At 68.1% G+C, this 15,071-nt stretch carries 14 protein-coding genes; 11 read left to right on the top strand and 3 right to left on the bottom strand.

The genetic code is table 11. The features are described from left to right. The first annotated feature begins 80 nt into the window (after positions 1-80). Together AC1Q87_RS04795 and AC1Q87_RS04790 are read left to right on the top strand one after the other, a co-directional pair. Positions 81-1,190 (top strand): Ppx/GppA phosphatase family protein, encoded by a 1,110-nt coding sequence (locus tag AC1Q87_RS04795; RefSeq protein WP_492608269.1) that lies wholly within the window; start codon positions 81-83, stop codon positions 1,188-1,190. Beyond that, positions 1,187-1,888 (top strand): RlmE family RNA methyltransferase, encoded by a 702-nt coding sequence (locus AC1Q87_RS04790; protein WP_492607829.1) that lies wholly within the window; start codon positions 1,187-1,189, stop codon positions 1,886-1,888. Before AC1Q87_RS04795 ends, AC1Q87_RS04790 begins: the two co-directional genes overlap by 4 nt. Here the strand turns inward: AC1Q87_RS04790 and AC1Q87_RS04785 are convergent. Further along, positions 1,878-2,771, bottom strand: a complete 894-nt coding sequence (locus tag AC1Q87_RS04785) for a LysR family transcriptional regulator (RefSeq protein ID WP_492607828.1) — start codon at positions 2,769-2,771, stop codon at positions 1,878-1,880. The genes AC1Q87_RS04790 and AC1Q87_RS04785 overlap by 11 nt on opposite strands. A gap of 54 nt (positions 2,772-2,825) precedes the next feature. Between AC1Q87_RS04785 and AC1Q87_RS04780 the strand changes: the two genes are divergently transcribed. The 5 genes from AC1Q87_RS04780 to guaA all read left to right on the top strand — a co-directional run bounded on the left by AC1Q87_RS04780 (position 2,826) and on the right by guaA (position 8,810). Continuing rightward, entirely contained in the window at positions 2,826-4,022 is a 1,197-nt protein-coding gene (locus AC1Q87_RS04780; protein ID WP_492607827.1) for an MFS transporter, read from the top strand. Between the two features lie 71 nt (positions 4,023-4,093). Further along, positions 4,094-5,554, top strand: a complete 1,461-nt coding sequence (gene guaB, locus AC1Q87_RS04775; protein WP_492607826.1) for an IMP dehydrogenase — start codon at positions 4,094-4,096, stop codon at positions 5,552-5,554. After that, complete coding sequence (locus tag AC1Q87_RS04770; RefSeq protein WP_492607825.1) at positions 5,554-5,949, top strand: MAPEG family protein; 396 nt, start codon at positions 5,554-5,556, stop codon at positions 5,947-5,949. The genes guaB and AC1Q87_RS04770 overlap by 1 nt, the downstream gene beginning before the upstream one ends. A gap of 15 nt (positions 5,950-5,964) precedes the next feature. Then, positions 5,965-7,254: an RsmB/NOP family class I SAM-dependent RNA methyltransferase gene (locus AC1Q87_RS04765; RefSeq protein ID WP_492607824.1), complete on the top strand. Its 1,290-nt coding sequence runs from the start codon at positions 5,965-5,967 to the stop codon at positions 7,252-7,254. Next, positions 7,251-8,810, top strand: coding sequence for a glutamine-hydrolyzing GMP synthase (gene guaA / locus AC1Q87_RS04760; RefSeq protein ID WP_492607823.1), 1,560 nt, complete (start codon positions 7,251-7,253; stop codon positions 8,808-8,810). Before AC1Q87_RS04765 ends, guaA begins: the two co-directional genes overlap by 4 nt. Positions 8,811-8,855: 45 nt before the next feature. On the opposite strand, the gene AC1Q87_RS04755 is transcribed toward guaA, so the two are convergent. Continuing rightward, positions 8,856-11,036, bottom strand: coding sequence for an esterase/lipase family protein (locus tag AC1Q87_RS04755; protein ID WP_492607822.1), 2,181 nt, complete (start codon positions 11,034-11,036; stop codon positions 8,856-8,858). 125 nt (positions 11,037-11,161) lie between these two features. Next, on the bottom strand, positions 11,162-11,638 hold the full coding sequence (locus tag AC1Q87_RS04750; protein WP_492607821.1) for an Lrp/AsnC family transcriptional regulator: 477 nt from the start codon (positions 11,636-11,638) through the stop codon (positions 11,162-11,164). Between the two features lie 126 nt (positions 11,639-11,764). On the opposite strand from AC1Q87_RS04750, the gene alr reads away from it, so the two are divergent. From alr to AC1Q87_RS04730, 4 genes are all read left to right on the top strand, one after another. Continuing rightward, complete coding sequence (gene alr, locus AC1Q87_RS04745; protein ID WP_492607820.1) at positions 11,765-12,904, top strand: alanine racemase; 1,140 nt, start codon at positions 11,765-11,767, stop codon at positions 12,902-12,904. Next, positions 12,901-14,157, top strand: coding sequence for a D-amino acid dehydrogenase (locus tag AC1Q87_RS04740; protein ID WP_492607819.1), 1,257 nt, complete (start codon positions 12,901-12,903; stop codon positions 14,155-14,157). The genes alr and AC1Q87_RS04740 overlap by 4 nt, the downstream gene beginning before the upstream one ends. 16 nt (positions 14,158-14,173) lie before the next feature. Beyond that, positions 14,174-14,518 carry a RidA family protein gene (locus AC1Q87_RS04735; protein WP_492607818.1) on the top strand — a complete coding sequence of 115 codons (345 nt, stop codon included), beginning with the start codon at positions 14,174-14,176 and terminating at the stop codon, positions 14,516-14,518. A 113-nt stretch (positions 14,519-14,631) separates the two neighbouring features. After that, positions 14,632-14,979: an ArsC family reductase gene (locus tag AC1Q87_RS04730; protein WP_492607817.1), complete on the top strand. Its 348-nt coding sequence runs from the start codon at positions 14,632-14,634 to the stop codon at positions 14,977-14,979. Positions 14,980-15,071 lie beyond the last annotated feature (92 nt).

Here is a 15,071-nt window from a genome sequence, read left to right as displayed (position 1 = left end):
GCGTTCGGGCGGAACGTGCTCCAAGGCCTTGAAAAGCAAGCGTTTTGGTCGCCGTTCCGGTGACCGCCACGCTTGATCGGATTGCGGATTCCGGTTCCCGGAAAACCCAGGTCGCGCCCTCGGCGGATTCGCCGTGCTACGGCGCGCTCGATCTGGGTACGAATAATTGCCGCCTGCTCATCGCGACCCCTATGGGGCGAGGTTTTCGCGTCGTAGAGGCCTATTCGCGCATCGTTCGGCTCGGCGAAGGCCTGTCGCAGACGGGGCGACTATCTGACGCAGCCATGGAACGCGCGCTCGCCGCGCTGAAGGTCAGCGCCGAGAAGGTGCGCCGCCGCAAGGTGGTCAAGATCAAGGCCATCGCCACCCAAGCCTGCAGGGCCGCGGACAACGGCGCGGAGTTCGTGGCGCGGGTCGCCGCCGAGACCGGCCTGAATCTTCAGATCATCACGCCGCGGGAAGAGGCGCACCTGTCGGTGGCGGGCTGTCTCAACCTGCTCGACCGCCAGGCGCAGGCCGCGCTGGTGGTCGATGTCGGCGGCGGTTCGACGGAGCTTTCCTGGGTCGACCTGACCGCAGGCGGTTTGGAAACCGAACTCGGCAAGTTCTCGGCCTCGCAACTCCCGATCAAGGCGTGGCTGTCGATTCCGATCGGCGTGGTCACGCTGGCGGAGCGCTTTCCGGAGGGCGAGCGGGCGACCGAGGCCTGGTACCGGGGCATGGTCGACGCCGTGAAGCGCGAACTGGCGGAATTCCGGCACGCGGACGAGTTGCGGCCGGTGTTCGACGCCGGCGCTGCGCATCTGGTTGGGACATCCGGCGCGATCACCAGCCTGGCGGGGATGCACCTTGGCCTGCGGCGTTACGATCGCAGCGTCGTCGACGGGATCTGGATGAGTCGGGCCGAATGCGACGCCGCAGCCCAGATGCTGCTCGAGCTCAGTCCCGAGGAGCGTGCCGGACAGCCCTGCATCGGGCCCGATCGCGCTGACTTGGTGCTGGCCGGCGCTGCGATTCTGCAGGCCGTGCAGGAACTCTGGCCGTGCACGCGCGTGCGCGTCGCCGACCGCGGCCTGCGAGAAGGCATCCTGATGTCGCTGATGTCGGGGGCCGGGAAACGCAAACGCCGGCGCCGCCGTCGGCGCGGCCGTGGATCGGGCGCGGGTTCCGCTGTAAACGCTTCCGAATGAGCGAACCTCCCCGCAAGCGCATGGTCAAACCGCCGTCCGGCGGACTGGAAGAGGGGCGGGGCAAGCCCGCTCGCCTGAAGACGGCCAAGGATCGCACGCCGTCCCAGCAGGCTTGGCTGAATCGCCAGATCAACGACCCGTTTTCGGCCAAGGCCCGCGCGCACGGTTATCGCAGCCGCGCGGCCTACAAGATGACCGAGCTCGACGACCGCCTGAAGCTGCTGAAGCCTGGCGCGCGGGTCATCGACCTCGGCCTGGCGCCCGGCGGCTGGACGCAGGTGGCCATCGAGCGCGGCGTCACCAACATCGTCGGCGTCGACCTGTTGCCTGTCGATCCGCTATCGCCCGCCCACATCCTAGAGATGGACTTCACCGATCCGGCGTGCGGCCCCAAGCTCATCGAGTTGCTGGGCGGGCTGCCGGACGTCGTGCTCTCGGACATGGCTCCAAACACGGTGGGCCATAAGCGCACCGACCACTTGCGGATCATGGGCTTGATCGAAGCTGCGGCGGAATTCGCGATCAGCGTGCTGAAGCCCGGCGGATCCTTCGTCGCCAAGGCTTTTCAGGGCGGAGAAACGTCCGAGGTGATCGCCGAGCTCAAGCGGCACTTCACCGATGTGAAGAACATCAAGCCCAAGGCCAGCCGTGCGGACTCTTCGGAAGTCTATCTCGTGGCGACGGGGTTCAAGGGCTAGGCGGCGGCTGCGTCATGCCGCCCTCCGCGGCCAACCACTGACGAAACTGCTCGAGTGGACGGCCGCCCGCGCCCGGGGAAGCGATCATCGCGAAAGCGCTCTCCGCTCTCCGGAAGCCCATCGGCGCGACCAGACGGCCTGTGCGGACATAGTCGGCGACCAGCGGCCAGGAGATGACCGCGGCCCCCAAGCCCGCGATCGCAGCGTCGATGGCGAAGTGCAGGTGCGCGAAGGGCTGCTCGGGGGCAGGGGCAAGCTCGACCCCGGCTAGCGCCGCCCAGATCGCCCAGCCTTGCGGATGGGTCTGGGCCATCAGCCGCGGGGCCTTCAGGGGATCGGCGGCGAAGCGTTCGGCCAGGGCGGGGGCCAACACCAGCCCGAGGTGATTAGGAATGAAGGCGGTCGTCTCGGGCGTCGACAGGCGGCTGGTCGGCACGATCCGAACCACGGCGTCGGCTCCACGGTAGGACGTCGCGTGCGACGGCAACTCCGCCAGTTGCAGGTTCACGGTCGGGTGCGCGGCGCTGAACCGCGCCAGCCGCGGGATCAGCCACTTCACTGAGACGCTGGCGTTGACGGCGATCAGCAGGTCCTCGCCGCCGGCCCGGACCTGCCCGACGGCGGTGGCGATCTGATCGAAGGCCGAGGTCAGCGCCGGCAGCAACCGGCGACCCGCTTCGGTCAGTTCCAGCCGATGCTTGGGCCCGCTGAACAACCGAACGCCGAGTTGGTCTTCGAGCGCCTTGACCTGGCGGCTGACCGCGCTGTGGGTGACGCTCAACTCGTCGGCGGCCAGCGTCGCCCGGCCGGTGCGCGCCATCGCCTCGAAGGCCCGCAAGGCGTTCAGCGACGGAATAGCCCGCGATGTGAGATTTTCGAACATCGGGGGTCGAATATATCGTTTTCCTCAAAAGGCCAATTGCTTCAGAAGCTCGCCATGTCAGGAGAGCCCAACCAGTCGCGACCGCCGAAGCTGCTCGTCACGCTGATCTTGGGCCTTGGCCAGATCGTCGCCTTCGCCTCCAGCTACTACCTAATGGGCGCCCTGGGCGACCCGATCGCCCGCGATCTTCATCTTGCTCCGACCGTCTTGTTTGCGCTGACGTCAGCGTCGCTCGCAGTGTCGCCGATCCTCTCGACCGCCGCCGGCCGCTGGATCGATCGGCGAGGCGGCAAGGTCGTTCTGCTGGCCTCGAACGTGATCTTCGCGCTAGCGCTGGCGCTCCTTGGATGGGCGCCTGACGTGATCGGCCTTGGCCTGGGCATGGCGGTGCTCGGCCTGGGCATGACCATCGGCATGTACGGCACGCCCTTCGCTATTCTGGTGTCGCTCTATGGCGAGGAGGCCCGTCGGCCGATCACCGGCGTGGCGGTGCTGGGCGGATTGGGTTCGGCCGTCGGTTGGCCGGTCACCGCCTGGCTCGCTGAAACCTGGGGATGGCGAGGCGCCTGCCTGGCCTGGGCGGCTGTGCACCTGCTGGTCTGCCTGCCGCTGGTCGCCGTAGTCACGCCGAAGATCCTTGCGCACGCCCGTCATGCGACTGACCAGCCCGCTGAGCCCGTAGTCTGGGATCGGCGGATGATCCAGCTCGCCACGATCTTCGCCTGCGCCTGGTTCATTTCCAGCGCCATGGCCAGCCATCTGCCCAGGCTGTTGGCGAGCTTCGGGCTCACCCCCGGGCGTGCGGCCATGGTCGCCGGCTTGGTCGGCTTTGCGGCCGTCGGCGTGCGCCTGGCCGAGTTCACAGTCTTGCACCGCGTGCCGATCCTGATCTCCACGCGGCTGGCGACCCTGCTGCATCCCACGGGCGCATCGTGCCTGGCGGCCCTCGGCGCCAAGGCCGCGCCGCTGATGGCGCTGGGGCAGGGCGGCGGCAACGGGATGATCACCGTCGCCAAGGGCGTCTTGCCGCTCACGCTCTTCGGGCCCGCAAACTATGGCTACCGCTCAGCCCTGTTGTCGCGCCCGGCGCTCGTATTGCAGGTGGCCGGCCCGGCCCTCTACGGCCTCGCGCTGGCCGAGTCGCCGACCTTGGCCCTGGCGCTGTCGTCGGGGCTCTGCCTGGTCATGTTCGCCATGACTTTCGGCCTTCAAACCCGATCCCAACCCCAAAAGGAGCACGCTGCGGCATGATTACGCTCGAACCGGCCCTTGCCGGAAGCGCCCGAGAGGGCTTATACGCGGCTCGCAAAATGGAGCCTTACATGGACATTCGCGAAGGTCTCACCTTCGACGACGTTTTGCTGGAACCGGGTGCGTCCGACGTGATGCCTACCCAGGTGGACACCGCCACCAAGTTCACTCGCGAAATCAGTCTCAACATCCCCCTCGTGTCCTCCGCCATGGACACGGTCACCGAAAGCCGCCTAGCCATCGCCATGGCCCAGGCCGGCGGTCTGGGCGTGCTGCACCGGAACCTCACGGTCGAGGAGCAGGCCGATCAGGTCCGCGAGGTGAAGCGCTACGAAAGCGGGATGGTCATCAATCCGCTGACCATCAATCCGGAGACCACGCTGCGCGAGATCCGCGAGATCAAGGCGCGCCGCAAGATCTCGGGGTTCCCGGTCGTCGAGCCGGGCACCGGCAAGCTGGTCGGCATCCTGACCAACCGCGACATGCGCTTCGAAGGCCGCGACGACATCCCGGCCCGCGAACTGATGACCAAGGACAACCTGATCGTCGTCCGCCAGGGCGTCAGCCAGGCTGAGGCCCGTGAACTGCTGCGCAAGCACAAGATCGAACGCCTGATCGTCGTCGACGACGACTATCACGCGGTCGGCCTGATCACGGTCAAGGACATGGAGAAGGCCCAAGCCTATCCGTCCGCGGCCAAGGACGCCCAGGGCCGCCTGCTGGTCGGCGCGGCCTCGACCGTCGGCGACGCCGGCTACGAGCGCTCCATGGCGCTGGTCGACGCCGGCGTTGACGTGGTGGTTATCGACACCGCCCACGGGCACAACGCCGACGTCGCCAAGGCCGTCGGCCGCCTGAAGCGCGAAACCAACCGCGTCCAGATCGTCGCCGGAAACGTCGCCACTTACGAAGGCGCGCGGGCGCTGATCGACGCTGGCGCCGACGCCGTGAAGGTCGGTATCGGTCCGGGTTCGATCTGCACCACGCGGATCGTCGCGGGCGTCGGCGTGCCGCAGCTGACCGCCATCGCCGACGCCGTCCGCGCCGCCAAGGGCACCGACGTCCCGGTCATCGCCGACGGCGGGATCAAGTACTCCGGCGACCTCGCCAAGGCGCTCGCCATGGGCGCCCACGTGGCCATGATGGGCTCGGCCTTCGCCGGCACCGAAGAGGCCCCAGGCGAGGTGTTCCTGTACCAGGGTCGGTCCTACAAGGCCTATCGCGGCATGGGTTCGCTGGGCGCCATGGCCAACGGCTCGGCCGACCGGTACTTCCAGAAGGAAGTCTCGGCGCTGAAGCTGGTGCCCGAGGGCATCGAGGGCCAGGTCGCCTACAAGGGGCCGATCGGGGCCATCCTGCACCAGATGGTCGGCGGCCTGCGGGCGGCGATGGGCTATGTGGGCGCCGGCGACCTCGAGACCTTCCGCAACAAGGCGCGGTTCATCCGCATCACCGGCGCGGGGCTCCGTGAGAGCCACGTCCATGACGTGATGATGACCCGCGAGGCGCCGAACTATACGAGCCCGGTCTGATGACCATGGCCGTCGAACTGCAGCTGCTGGGCGTGGCCGTGATCATCGGTCTCATCCAGATGCTCTGGGCGGCGGCCGCGGCTCGGCGCCAGCAGGGCCTGAAGTGGGCGGCCGGATCGCGGGACGAACCGCGGCCGATCGCCGGGGCGGCGGCGCGGCTCGACCGCGCCTTCGCCAACTTCAAGGAGACGTTCCCGCTGCACGCCGTGGCGGTGATCGTCGCCTACCTGGCCGCCAAGCTGGGCGACCTGACGCTGTGGGGCTCAAGCCTCTACGTGGTCGGGCGCGCCCTGCATCCGATCGCCTACGTCCTCAACGTCCCGTACCTGCGGACCCTTGTCTGGTCCGTCGGGTTCGCCGGCACCCTGGCGGTCGTGGCCGCCATCTTCCTTTGACCGTGAGAACAGCCCTTGCGTGACGGCGGACGCCTCTCCGCAGCCATCGAGATCCTCACCGACGTCGAGACGCGCCACCGGCCTGTGAAGCTGGCGCTGAAGGCGTGGGGGGACGCCTCCCGGTTTGCGGGTTCGAAAGACCGCGCCTGGGTCTCGGGCCTGGTGCTCGACGTCCTGCGCCGCCGCCGTTCGCTGGCCTGGCGCATGGGCGACGACAGCCCCCGGGCGGCGGTGTTCAGCGCTCTGCACGTGCTGTGGAACTGGCCGATCGAGCGGATCGCCGAGGCCGCCGCCGACGCGCCGCACGGACCTGGCGAGCTGAGCGAGGCCGAGCGTTCGGCCCTGGTGCAGCCGCGCGATCTGGCCGATGCGCCGCCGTCGATCCGCGGCGACTATCCGGAGTGGCTGCAGCCGTCGTTCTCGCGGGCCTTTGGTCACAACGCAGCCCTCGAGGGGGCGATGCTGTCGGAGCGCGCGCCGGTGGACTTGCGGGTCAACACCCTCAAGACCGACGCCGATCAGGCGCTGAAGGCGCTCGCGCCGCTCAACGCCGAGCCGACCGGCGTGCTGCCCAACGCCCTGCGCATCGCCGCGCCCGATCCTAGCCAGCGCAGCCAGTCGCTGGAAGCCGTTCCGGCCTTCTCCAAGGGTTGGTTCGAAGTCCAGGACCTGGCCTCGCAGATCGCCGCGCAGGCGGCAGGAGACATCGCCGGCAAGCAGGTCCTCGACCTCTGCGCAGGGGGCGGGGGCAAGACCCTGGCCCTGGCCGCGGCGATGGCCAACAAGGGCCAGATCTACGCCTACGACAGCGAGGCGCGGCGGCTGGCCGACACCGTTCGCCGCTCCGAACGCGCCGGCGTGCGCAATCTCCAGGTCCGCTCGCCGATCTACCCGGATGCGCTGAAGGGCCTCGACGGCAAGATCGACGTGGTCTTCATCGACGCGCCCTGCACCGGCACGGGCGCCTGGCGGCGCCATCCCGACACCAAGTGGCGGCTGAAGCCGGCGACCTTGGCGCAGCGCACGGCCGACCAGGACGCGGTGCTCGATCACGGGGTCCAGTTCGTGAAGCCCGGCGGGCGGATCGTCTACGTCACATGCTCGGTGCTGCCCGAGGAGGACGAAGACCGCGTCGCGGCCTTCCTCGAACGCTGGCTGGATTTCCGCGTGATCCCGGCCACCCAGAACCCGCATCTCGCCTCCCACCTCACGGCGGAGGGTTACCTTCGCCTTTCGCCCCGCAGCTCGGCCACCGACGGCTTCTTTGTCGCCGTGCTTGAGCGCGCCAAATGGACCCCGCAATGACCCAGCCCGCCCACGAGAAAGTCCTGATCGTCGATTTCGGCAGCCAGGTGACCCAGCTCATCGCTCGCCGGGTCCGCGAGAGCGGCGTCTATTGCGAGATCCACCCCTTCGACAAGATCGACGAGGTGCTCGGCGGCTTCTCGCCCAAGGCGGTGATCCTGTCGGGCGGCCCGGCCAGCGTGCACGAGGACGAGAGCCCGGCGGTTACCAAGAAGGTCTTCGAGCTGGGCGTGCCGGTGCTGGGCATCTGCTACGGCGAGCAGACCATGTGCGCCGAGCTGGGCGGCCGGGTCGAACCGGGCACGACCCGCGAGTTCGGCCGCGCCGAGATCGAGATCGTCAAGGAGAGCCCGCTGCTCGACGGCCTGGGCGGGATCGGCCACCGCGAGGTCGTCTGGATGAGCCACGGCGACAAGGTCACGGCCCTGCCGATGGGCTTCGAGGCGGTGGCGGTGTCGGAGGGCTCGCCCTTTGCGGTGATCGCCGACGAAGGCCGTCGCTACTACGGCATCCAGTTCCACCCGGAAGTGGCGCACACGCCGCGCGGCGCGCTGATGCTGCGCAACTTCGTCCACAAGATCGCCGGCCTGAAGGGCGATTGGACCATGGCGGCGTTCCGCCAGGAGATGGTCCAGAAGATCCGCGACCAGGTGGGCGAGGGCAAGGTGATCTGCGGCCTGTCGGGCGGGGTCGACAGCTCAGTCGCCGCGGTGCTGATCCACGAGGCGATCGGCGATCAGCTGACCTGCGTGTTCGTCGACACCGGCCTGCTGCGCAAGGACGAGGCCACGCAGGTCGTGACCATGTTCCGCGATCACTACAACATTCCGCTCGTACACGTTGACGCTGGTGATCTTTTCCTCGGCGAGCTGGCCGGGGTTTCGGACCCGGAGACCAAGCGCAAGACCATCGGCAAGCTGTTCATCGACGTCTTCGACAAGGAGGCGGCGAAGATCGACGGGGCCAACTTCCTTGCCCAGGGCACGCTCTATCCGGACGTCATCGAAAGCGTCTCGGCGCGCGGCGGGCCGTCGGCGGTGATCAAGAGCCACCACAATGTCGGCGGTCTGCCCGACTACATGAAGCTCAAGCTGGTCGAGCCGCTGCGCGAACTGTTCAAGGACGAGGTGCGGGTGCTGGGCGTCGAACTGGGCCTGCCGCCGCAGTTCGTCGGCCGCCATCCGTTCCCCGGCCCCGGTTTGGCTATCCGCATTCCGGGCGAGATCACCCGGGAAAAGGTCGCGGTCCTGCAGCAGGCCGACGCCATCTATCTCGAGGAAATCCGCAAGGCCGGGCTCTACGACAGCATCTGGCAGGCGTTCGCCGTATTGCTGCCGGTTAAGACGGTAGGGGTGATGGGTGACGCGCGGACTTACGAGGACGTTCTGGCCCTGCGGGCGGTGACCTCGACCGACGGTATGACGGCCGACTTCTTTGAATTTCCTTGGGAAGTTCTCGGCCGCTGCGCCACCCGGATCATCAACGAGGTGCGCGGCGTCAACCGCGTCGTCTACGACGTGACCTCCAAGCCGCCCGGCACGATCGAGTGGGAATAGGCGGCGAGCGGCAGGTTTAGCCTGCCGCCCTCCACAAAGGCGCCGTCAGCTCGGTTTCGACCAGGTTGAGAGGACGACCTGCTGCTCGGCCTGCTCGTCGTTTCGCAGCGTCAGGGTCCAGGTTCCGGCCGCGACCGCCCGCTTGGCGTAGATCGACCGGAACAGCTGGCCGGCCGCGGGCGTATCCTTGAGGTTCTCGCCCACGACTGCGCCCTGGTCGTCGCTGAGCGTCGCCGACACCGCGCTCGCCGCGATGAAGGTCATACCGAAATCGCTCGCCGCCTTGACGGGGAGGGCGACCCTCAAGGTCTGGCCGGGCGCGAGCTTCACGATCTTCGAAAAGTCCGGCGCGAAGGCGTCTGTCTGGTCGGCGGCGTCAAAGCTGAAGGCGGCCGCGTCGAGCGCCGAGAGCTTGATCGGCTTCTGCCTTGCCGGTCCGATCGCGAGGCGCGGTTTGGCGAACGAGGAGAACACCTCGGCTGTGGCCATGTCGGTGTGGAACACGCTCTGCTGTTCGGTGTCGGTGATCGCCCAGGTCGCCGACGGCACGGTCACCACGCTGTCGTTCTCGTCGTACATGTAGCAGACGGCGGGAAGCGGATTGCCGGCGAGGATCGAGAACTCGACGCCTTTGCGTTCGGTGTGAACGGCGTTGAACTGCGCCACCACGCTCGGCCGCAGTTCACGCAGCGCGTCCATTGACTGGCCGGCGGTCTCCAGCGGCGCGCTGATCAGGTCGGCGCAGCGACTGCCCATGTTGGGAGTGCCGAGCATGACCAGATGGGCGACCTGCGGCTTGCCGTCGGGATAGGTCGGCATGGTCGCGTGGATGTAGCGCCGGCTGATCAGGCCGCCCATCGAGTGGGCGACGATGTCGACGTGCCAGGCGTTGCGGTCGCGCTGGGCGTACTTCACGTACAGGCCGAGCTCGATGGCGTTCTGGGCGATGGTGTTGGTCGGATCGGTATTGGCGAGCGTCTCGCCGGTGCGCATCCGGCCATGCTCGGGCTTCTCGCCGACCGGAAAGGCCTTCCAGTCGTAGGAATGGCTGACGGTCAGAATGTTCTGCCAGACTTCCCACGCCCTCCAGGTGGACCACAGGCCGTGCACGAGCACGAGCGGCTTGGGCGCGACTTTCAGGTTCTGCGTCTTGTCGTCGACCTTCTTTCCGGCGTCTTCGAGTTCGGTCCTGATGCGCTGGACCAGGCGTGGCCGGCCGTCGTCGTACCAGGCGTAGCCGGAGGAATCCCACTTGAACGACACTTCGGCCTGCTCGCCGGCCGGGACCATGACCGAGAGCTCTTCGATCAGGCTGTCGGGCTTGGCGCCGTCCCACCTGTCGCCCTTGTAGGTCTCGCGGAACTTGATCGTGGCCGACTTCTCGTCGGGGCCGTCGTTGGCGACGGTCGCCGTCACGCGGACGATGTTACCGTCGATCGTGCCCCGCTGCTCGACGATCTCCTGCCAGGCGTCCCAGGTCGGAAACTTCATGTCCTCGAACTTGACGTCGACCAGGCGCAGCGCGCCGCCGCAGCGACGCAGGTTCCATCTCAGGGTCTCGGTGACGCCGTAGGCCGACGTCGAGTAGCTGCCGTTCAGTCGGTCGGGATCCGAGGTGAGGACGCGATCCTTGCCGCTGCTGCCGAAGCTGTAGCCGTTTATTGTCGTCGGCATGTCGGCGATCGACTGGTTCACGCCCTGCTTGGGCGTGCATTGGCCGCTGTAGCTCGACGAGTTCGAACCCGACACGGTCCCCTGGATGTCCGGCAGGCCGACGCTGACGCGATAGGTCCCGTCGGAATCCAGGCCGACATGCACGTCCGCCTCCAGTCCCGCGGCGTTTCCTTGGGTCTTGGTCTCGCTGACGAAGTTGCCGGACATGGCGCGAGGGGTGCGCTCGTGAGGACAGATGTATCGATCCTGGGCGGACTTCGTTTCGGTCGAGACCGACGTCAGGCTGATGGCGGCCTTGCCGACGCTGTAGTCCGCCTCAGGCGCCGGGCGGACGGAGACTTGGGCGACATAGTCGTAGGTCATCGACCAGTTGCGGGTCTCCGTGCCCTTGCCGGTGACGCGCTGCTCGGTCTTGGCGTCGCTGTTGGCCTGGTTGCGCGTGTACTGGATGGTCCCGGCCCATCCGCTCGAGCATTGGGCGGCTTGCGCGGCCAGCGGGATGGCTGTCGACGACAGCAACGATGCGATTGCGAGGGCCGGCAAGATACGCAAGGCGCTTCTCCAGGTTTCCGTGTCCGCCGCATCGCGCGGGCGGCTGGGAAGCTGAAGCGGCGTTCTACGAACTGGGCGATCGGCGGGACGAAACCGCCCAGCGCCGACGAACGGCGGGCGAAGGTTCAGCCCGCAGGCTTGCGGCGGGCAGGGCGCTGCTGGAGGACGTTGCGCATCGCCAGGCTGGAATGGATGCGAGCGACGCCCGGCAGCCGCGAGAGGATGTCGGTATGGATCGCCTCGTAATCGGCGGTGCTCGCGCCGGAGACCCGCAGGATGTAGTCGACGTCGCCGGTCATCAGGTAGCACTCCTCGATCTCGGGATGCTCGCGCACGGCGGCTTCGAAGCGGCGTAGGTACTCCTCGGTCTGCTTCTCGAGGGTGAGGCGTACGATGGCGATGATCCGCCCCTCGGACTCCGGGGCGGCGACGATCGCGGTGTAGCCGCGGATGACGCCGCGTTCTTCCAACATTCGGATGCGGCGCAGGCAGGCCGACGCCGACAGCCCGACCTCGGCGGCCAGTTCGCTGTTGGGCCGGCGGCCGTCCAGCCGAAGGAGTCGGATCAGGCTGCGGTCGATGTCGTCGAGAGCGATGGTCATGTGTTGCTTGGCCGTGCAAGAAAGGTGCGCAGATCGCTGTGTAGTCGTCGAACATACGACGATGAGGCGAAACGTTCGAATAATCTTCGAGTAGCCTCTAGCGCGCCGACAGACGGGAGGCGAGCGATGGCGAATTTGGAGGATCCGGCCGAGGCCCTGGCGGGCGGGCGCCTGACCATCGACCTCGCCGCCTTGCGCGCGAACTATGTGCTGATCGCAGAGCGCGCTGCGCCGGCCCGCGCCGCCGCGGTCGTGAAGGCCGACGCCTATGGCCTCGGCGCCGAGCATGTCGTCCGCGCCTTGGCGGAGGCCGGCTGCCGCGACTTCTTCGTGGCGGTGATCACCGAAGCCCTGGATCTAGCGCGCCAGCTGCCGACGGATGCGTGGCTCTATGTCCTCAACGGCTTGCCGCCGGGCGCGGAAACCGCCTGCGCCGCAGCCGGCGTCGTGCCCGTGTTGAACTCGGTCGGCCAGGTCGAACGCTGGCGCGCGGAGGCCAAGCGACGCGGGGTTCGGCTGGCGTGCGTCGTCCAGGTCGACAGCGGCATGTCACGGCTGGGCCTGGCGCCCGGCGACATCGACAAGCTTCCCGCCGGCCTGACCGACGACGTCGAGGTTTTGCTGGTGATGAGTCACCTGGCCTGCGGCGATACGCCGGGCGCGGCGACGAACCAGGAGCAACTGGCGCGTTTCGAGGCCCTGGCCGATCGCATTGGGCCCGGCCTGCCGCGCTCGCTGGCCAATTCCGCGGGCGTGTTCATCGCTCCGGAGTTCCGCCAGGACCTCGTGCGCCCGGGACTGGCGCTGTACGGCGCGGCGCCGATCGAGGGTGCTGCGAGCCCCGTGCGGCCCGTCGTGCGGCTGGAGGCGCGGGTGATCCAGCTAAGGGCGGTCGAAGCCGGCGCCGGCGTGGGCTATGGCCTGACCTATGTCGCGCGGGAACCGCGGCGGCTGGCGACCGTCAGCGTCGGCTATGCCGACGGCTGGCCGCGGCGGCTGGGCGGCCGGGCCGCAGCTTACTTCGGCGACGTGCGGTTGCCGATCGTCGGTCGGGTGTCGATGGACAGCATGACCCTGGACGTCAGCGATCTGCCGGACGGGGCGCTGGCCGAGGGCGACTATGTCGAGCTGATCGGGCCGCGTCAGACGTTGGAGGCTGTGGCGGCCGGCGCTGAGACCATCGCCTATGAAATCCTGACCGGGCTGGGGAAGCGCTGCTCGCGCACCTACCTGACCCAAGACGCGCGCGCGGAGATCGACGCATGAAGGTGGCAGTCCTGGGCGGCGGCGTGATCGGCGTCACCTCCGCCTACTATCTCGCCAAGGCCGGTCACGAGGTGACGGTGCTGGAGCGCCAGCCGGGCCCGGCGCTGGAGACCAGCTTCGCGAACGCCGGCGAGATTTCGCCCGGCTACGCCTCGCCGTGGGCCGGGCCGGGCATCCCGGCCAAGGCGGTGAAGTGGCTGCTGATGGAGCACGCGCCGCTGATCCTGCGGCCCAAGCTCGACGCGGCGACGATCGGCTGGCTGCTGTCGATCCTGCGCAACTGCACCGAGACGCGCTACGCCCTCAACAAGAGCCGGATGGTGCGGCTGGCCGAGTACAGCCGCGACCTGCTGGTCGCGCTGCGGGCGGACACCGGCATCGCCTATGACGAGCGCAGCCGCGGCACGCTGCAGCTGTTCCGCACCCAGGCGCAGATGGACGGCATCGGCAAGGACGTCGAGGTGCTGAAGTCCTATGGCGTGCCCTACGAGGTGCTGGATGCGGCGGGCTGCGCCGGCGCCGAGCCCGGCCTGATCAACGCGCTGGAGCCGATCGTCGGCGGCCTGCGGCTGCCCCATGACGAGACCGGCGACTGCTTCAAGTTCACCAATGCGCTGGCCGACCTCGCCAAGGGGCTGGGCGTTGAGTTCCAGTTCGACACCGCCATCGCCGGACTGCGCAAGGAGGGCGACAAGATCGCCGCCGTGCGGACCAGCCACGGAGAGATCACCGCCGACGCCTTCCTGGTGGCGATGGGCAGCTATTCGCCGGCCCTGGTTCGGCCGTTCGGGATGAAGCTGCCGGTCTATCCGGTGAAGGGCTATTCGATCACCGCCCCGATCCTCGACCCCGAGCGCGCGCCGGTCTCGACCCTGCTGGACGAGAGCTACAAGGTGGCGATCACCCGGCTGGGCGATCGCATCCGGGTCGGCGGCATGGCCGAGATATCGGGCTTCAACAACGACCTGCACCCGCGCCGGCGGCGGACGCTGGAGCACTCGATGCAGAGCCTGTTCCCCGGCGCGGGGGACGCCGCGGGGGCGAGCTTCTGGTCGGGTCTGCGGCCGATGACCCCGGACGGCACGCCTGTGGTCGGTGCGACGCCGATCGGCAACCTCTACCTCAACACCGGGCACGGCACGCTCGGCTGGACGATGGCCTGCGGATCAGGGCAGGTGATCGCCGACGTGATCAGCGGCGCGGCGAGCGCCATCGACACCCGGGATCTGGCGATCTCGCGATATTCAAACTGAGAAGGAAATGAGCCCCATGGCGATCGAACGCATCGAAGCCGGCCCCCGCATGAGCCAGGCTGTCGTCCACGGCGACACCGTCTATCTGGCCGGCCAGGTCGGCGCGCCGGGCGAGAGCGTCACCGTCCAGACCCAGCAGGTGCTGGCCCAGATCGAAAAGCTGCTGGCGCAGACCGGCACCGAGAAGTCGAAGATCCTGACCGCCACCATCTGGATGGCCGACATGGCCGACTTCGCCGAGATGAACGCGGTGTGGGACAAGTGGGTCGACGGCAAGGACGCCCCGGCCCGCGCCACCGGCGAGGCCAAGCTGGCGACCCCCGACTACAAGGTCGAGATCATCATCGTCGCCGCCCGCTAAGGCGCCGCGATCGTGACGCGAGGCCCGGTGGAGCGATCCGCCGGGCCTTTTCTTTTGCGCGGCGACCGGACGGGGTTAAGTCGGGCGGATCAACTCCAGCGCGGATTCGAACGATGAGCACCACGATCTACGGCATCAAGGCGTGCGACACGATGAAGAAGGCGCGCACCTGGCTGGACGACCATGGCGTGACCTACGGCTTCCACGACTACAAGGCGGTCGGCATCGACCGCGCGAGCTTGGAGCGCTGGGCCGGGCAGGTCGGTTGGGAGGTGCTGCTGAACCGCTCGGGCACGACGTTCCGCAAGCTGCCCGACGCCGACAAGGCAGACCTGAACCAGGACAAGGCCATCGGGCTGATGCTGGAGCAGCCGTCGATGATCAAGCGTCCGGTCCTGGACGTGGACGGCGAGCTGCTGGTGGGCTTCAAGCCCGACGCCTACACGGCGAAGTTCAGTTAGATTGAGGCGGGGGCCAACATGAAGAACATTTCATGCGCCCACCTGCATCCGTACGCTTAGGCCGGCGCCTCTTCCCATCAGAACGGGGCCGA

This window comes from Phenylobacterium sp. GW823-FHT02A09, from assembly GCF_058797775.1.
Note: the sequence above shows the minus strand (reverse complement) of the source record. Positions and strands in the feature narration are given on the sequence as shown.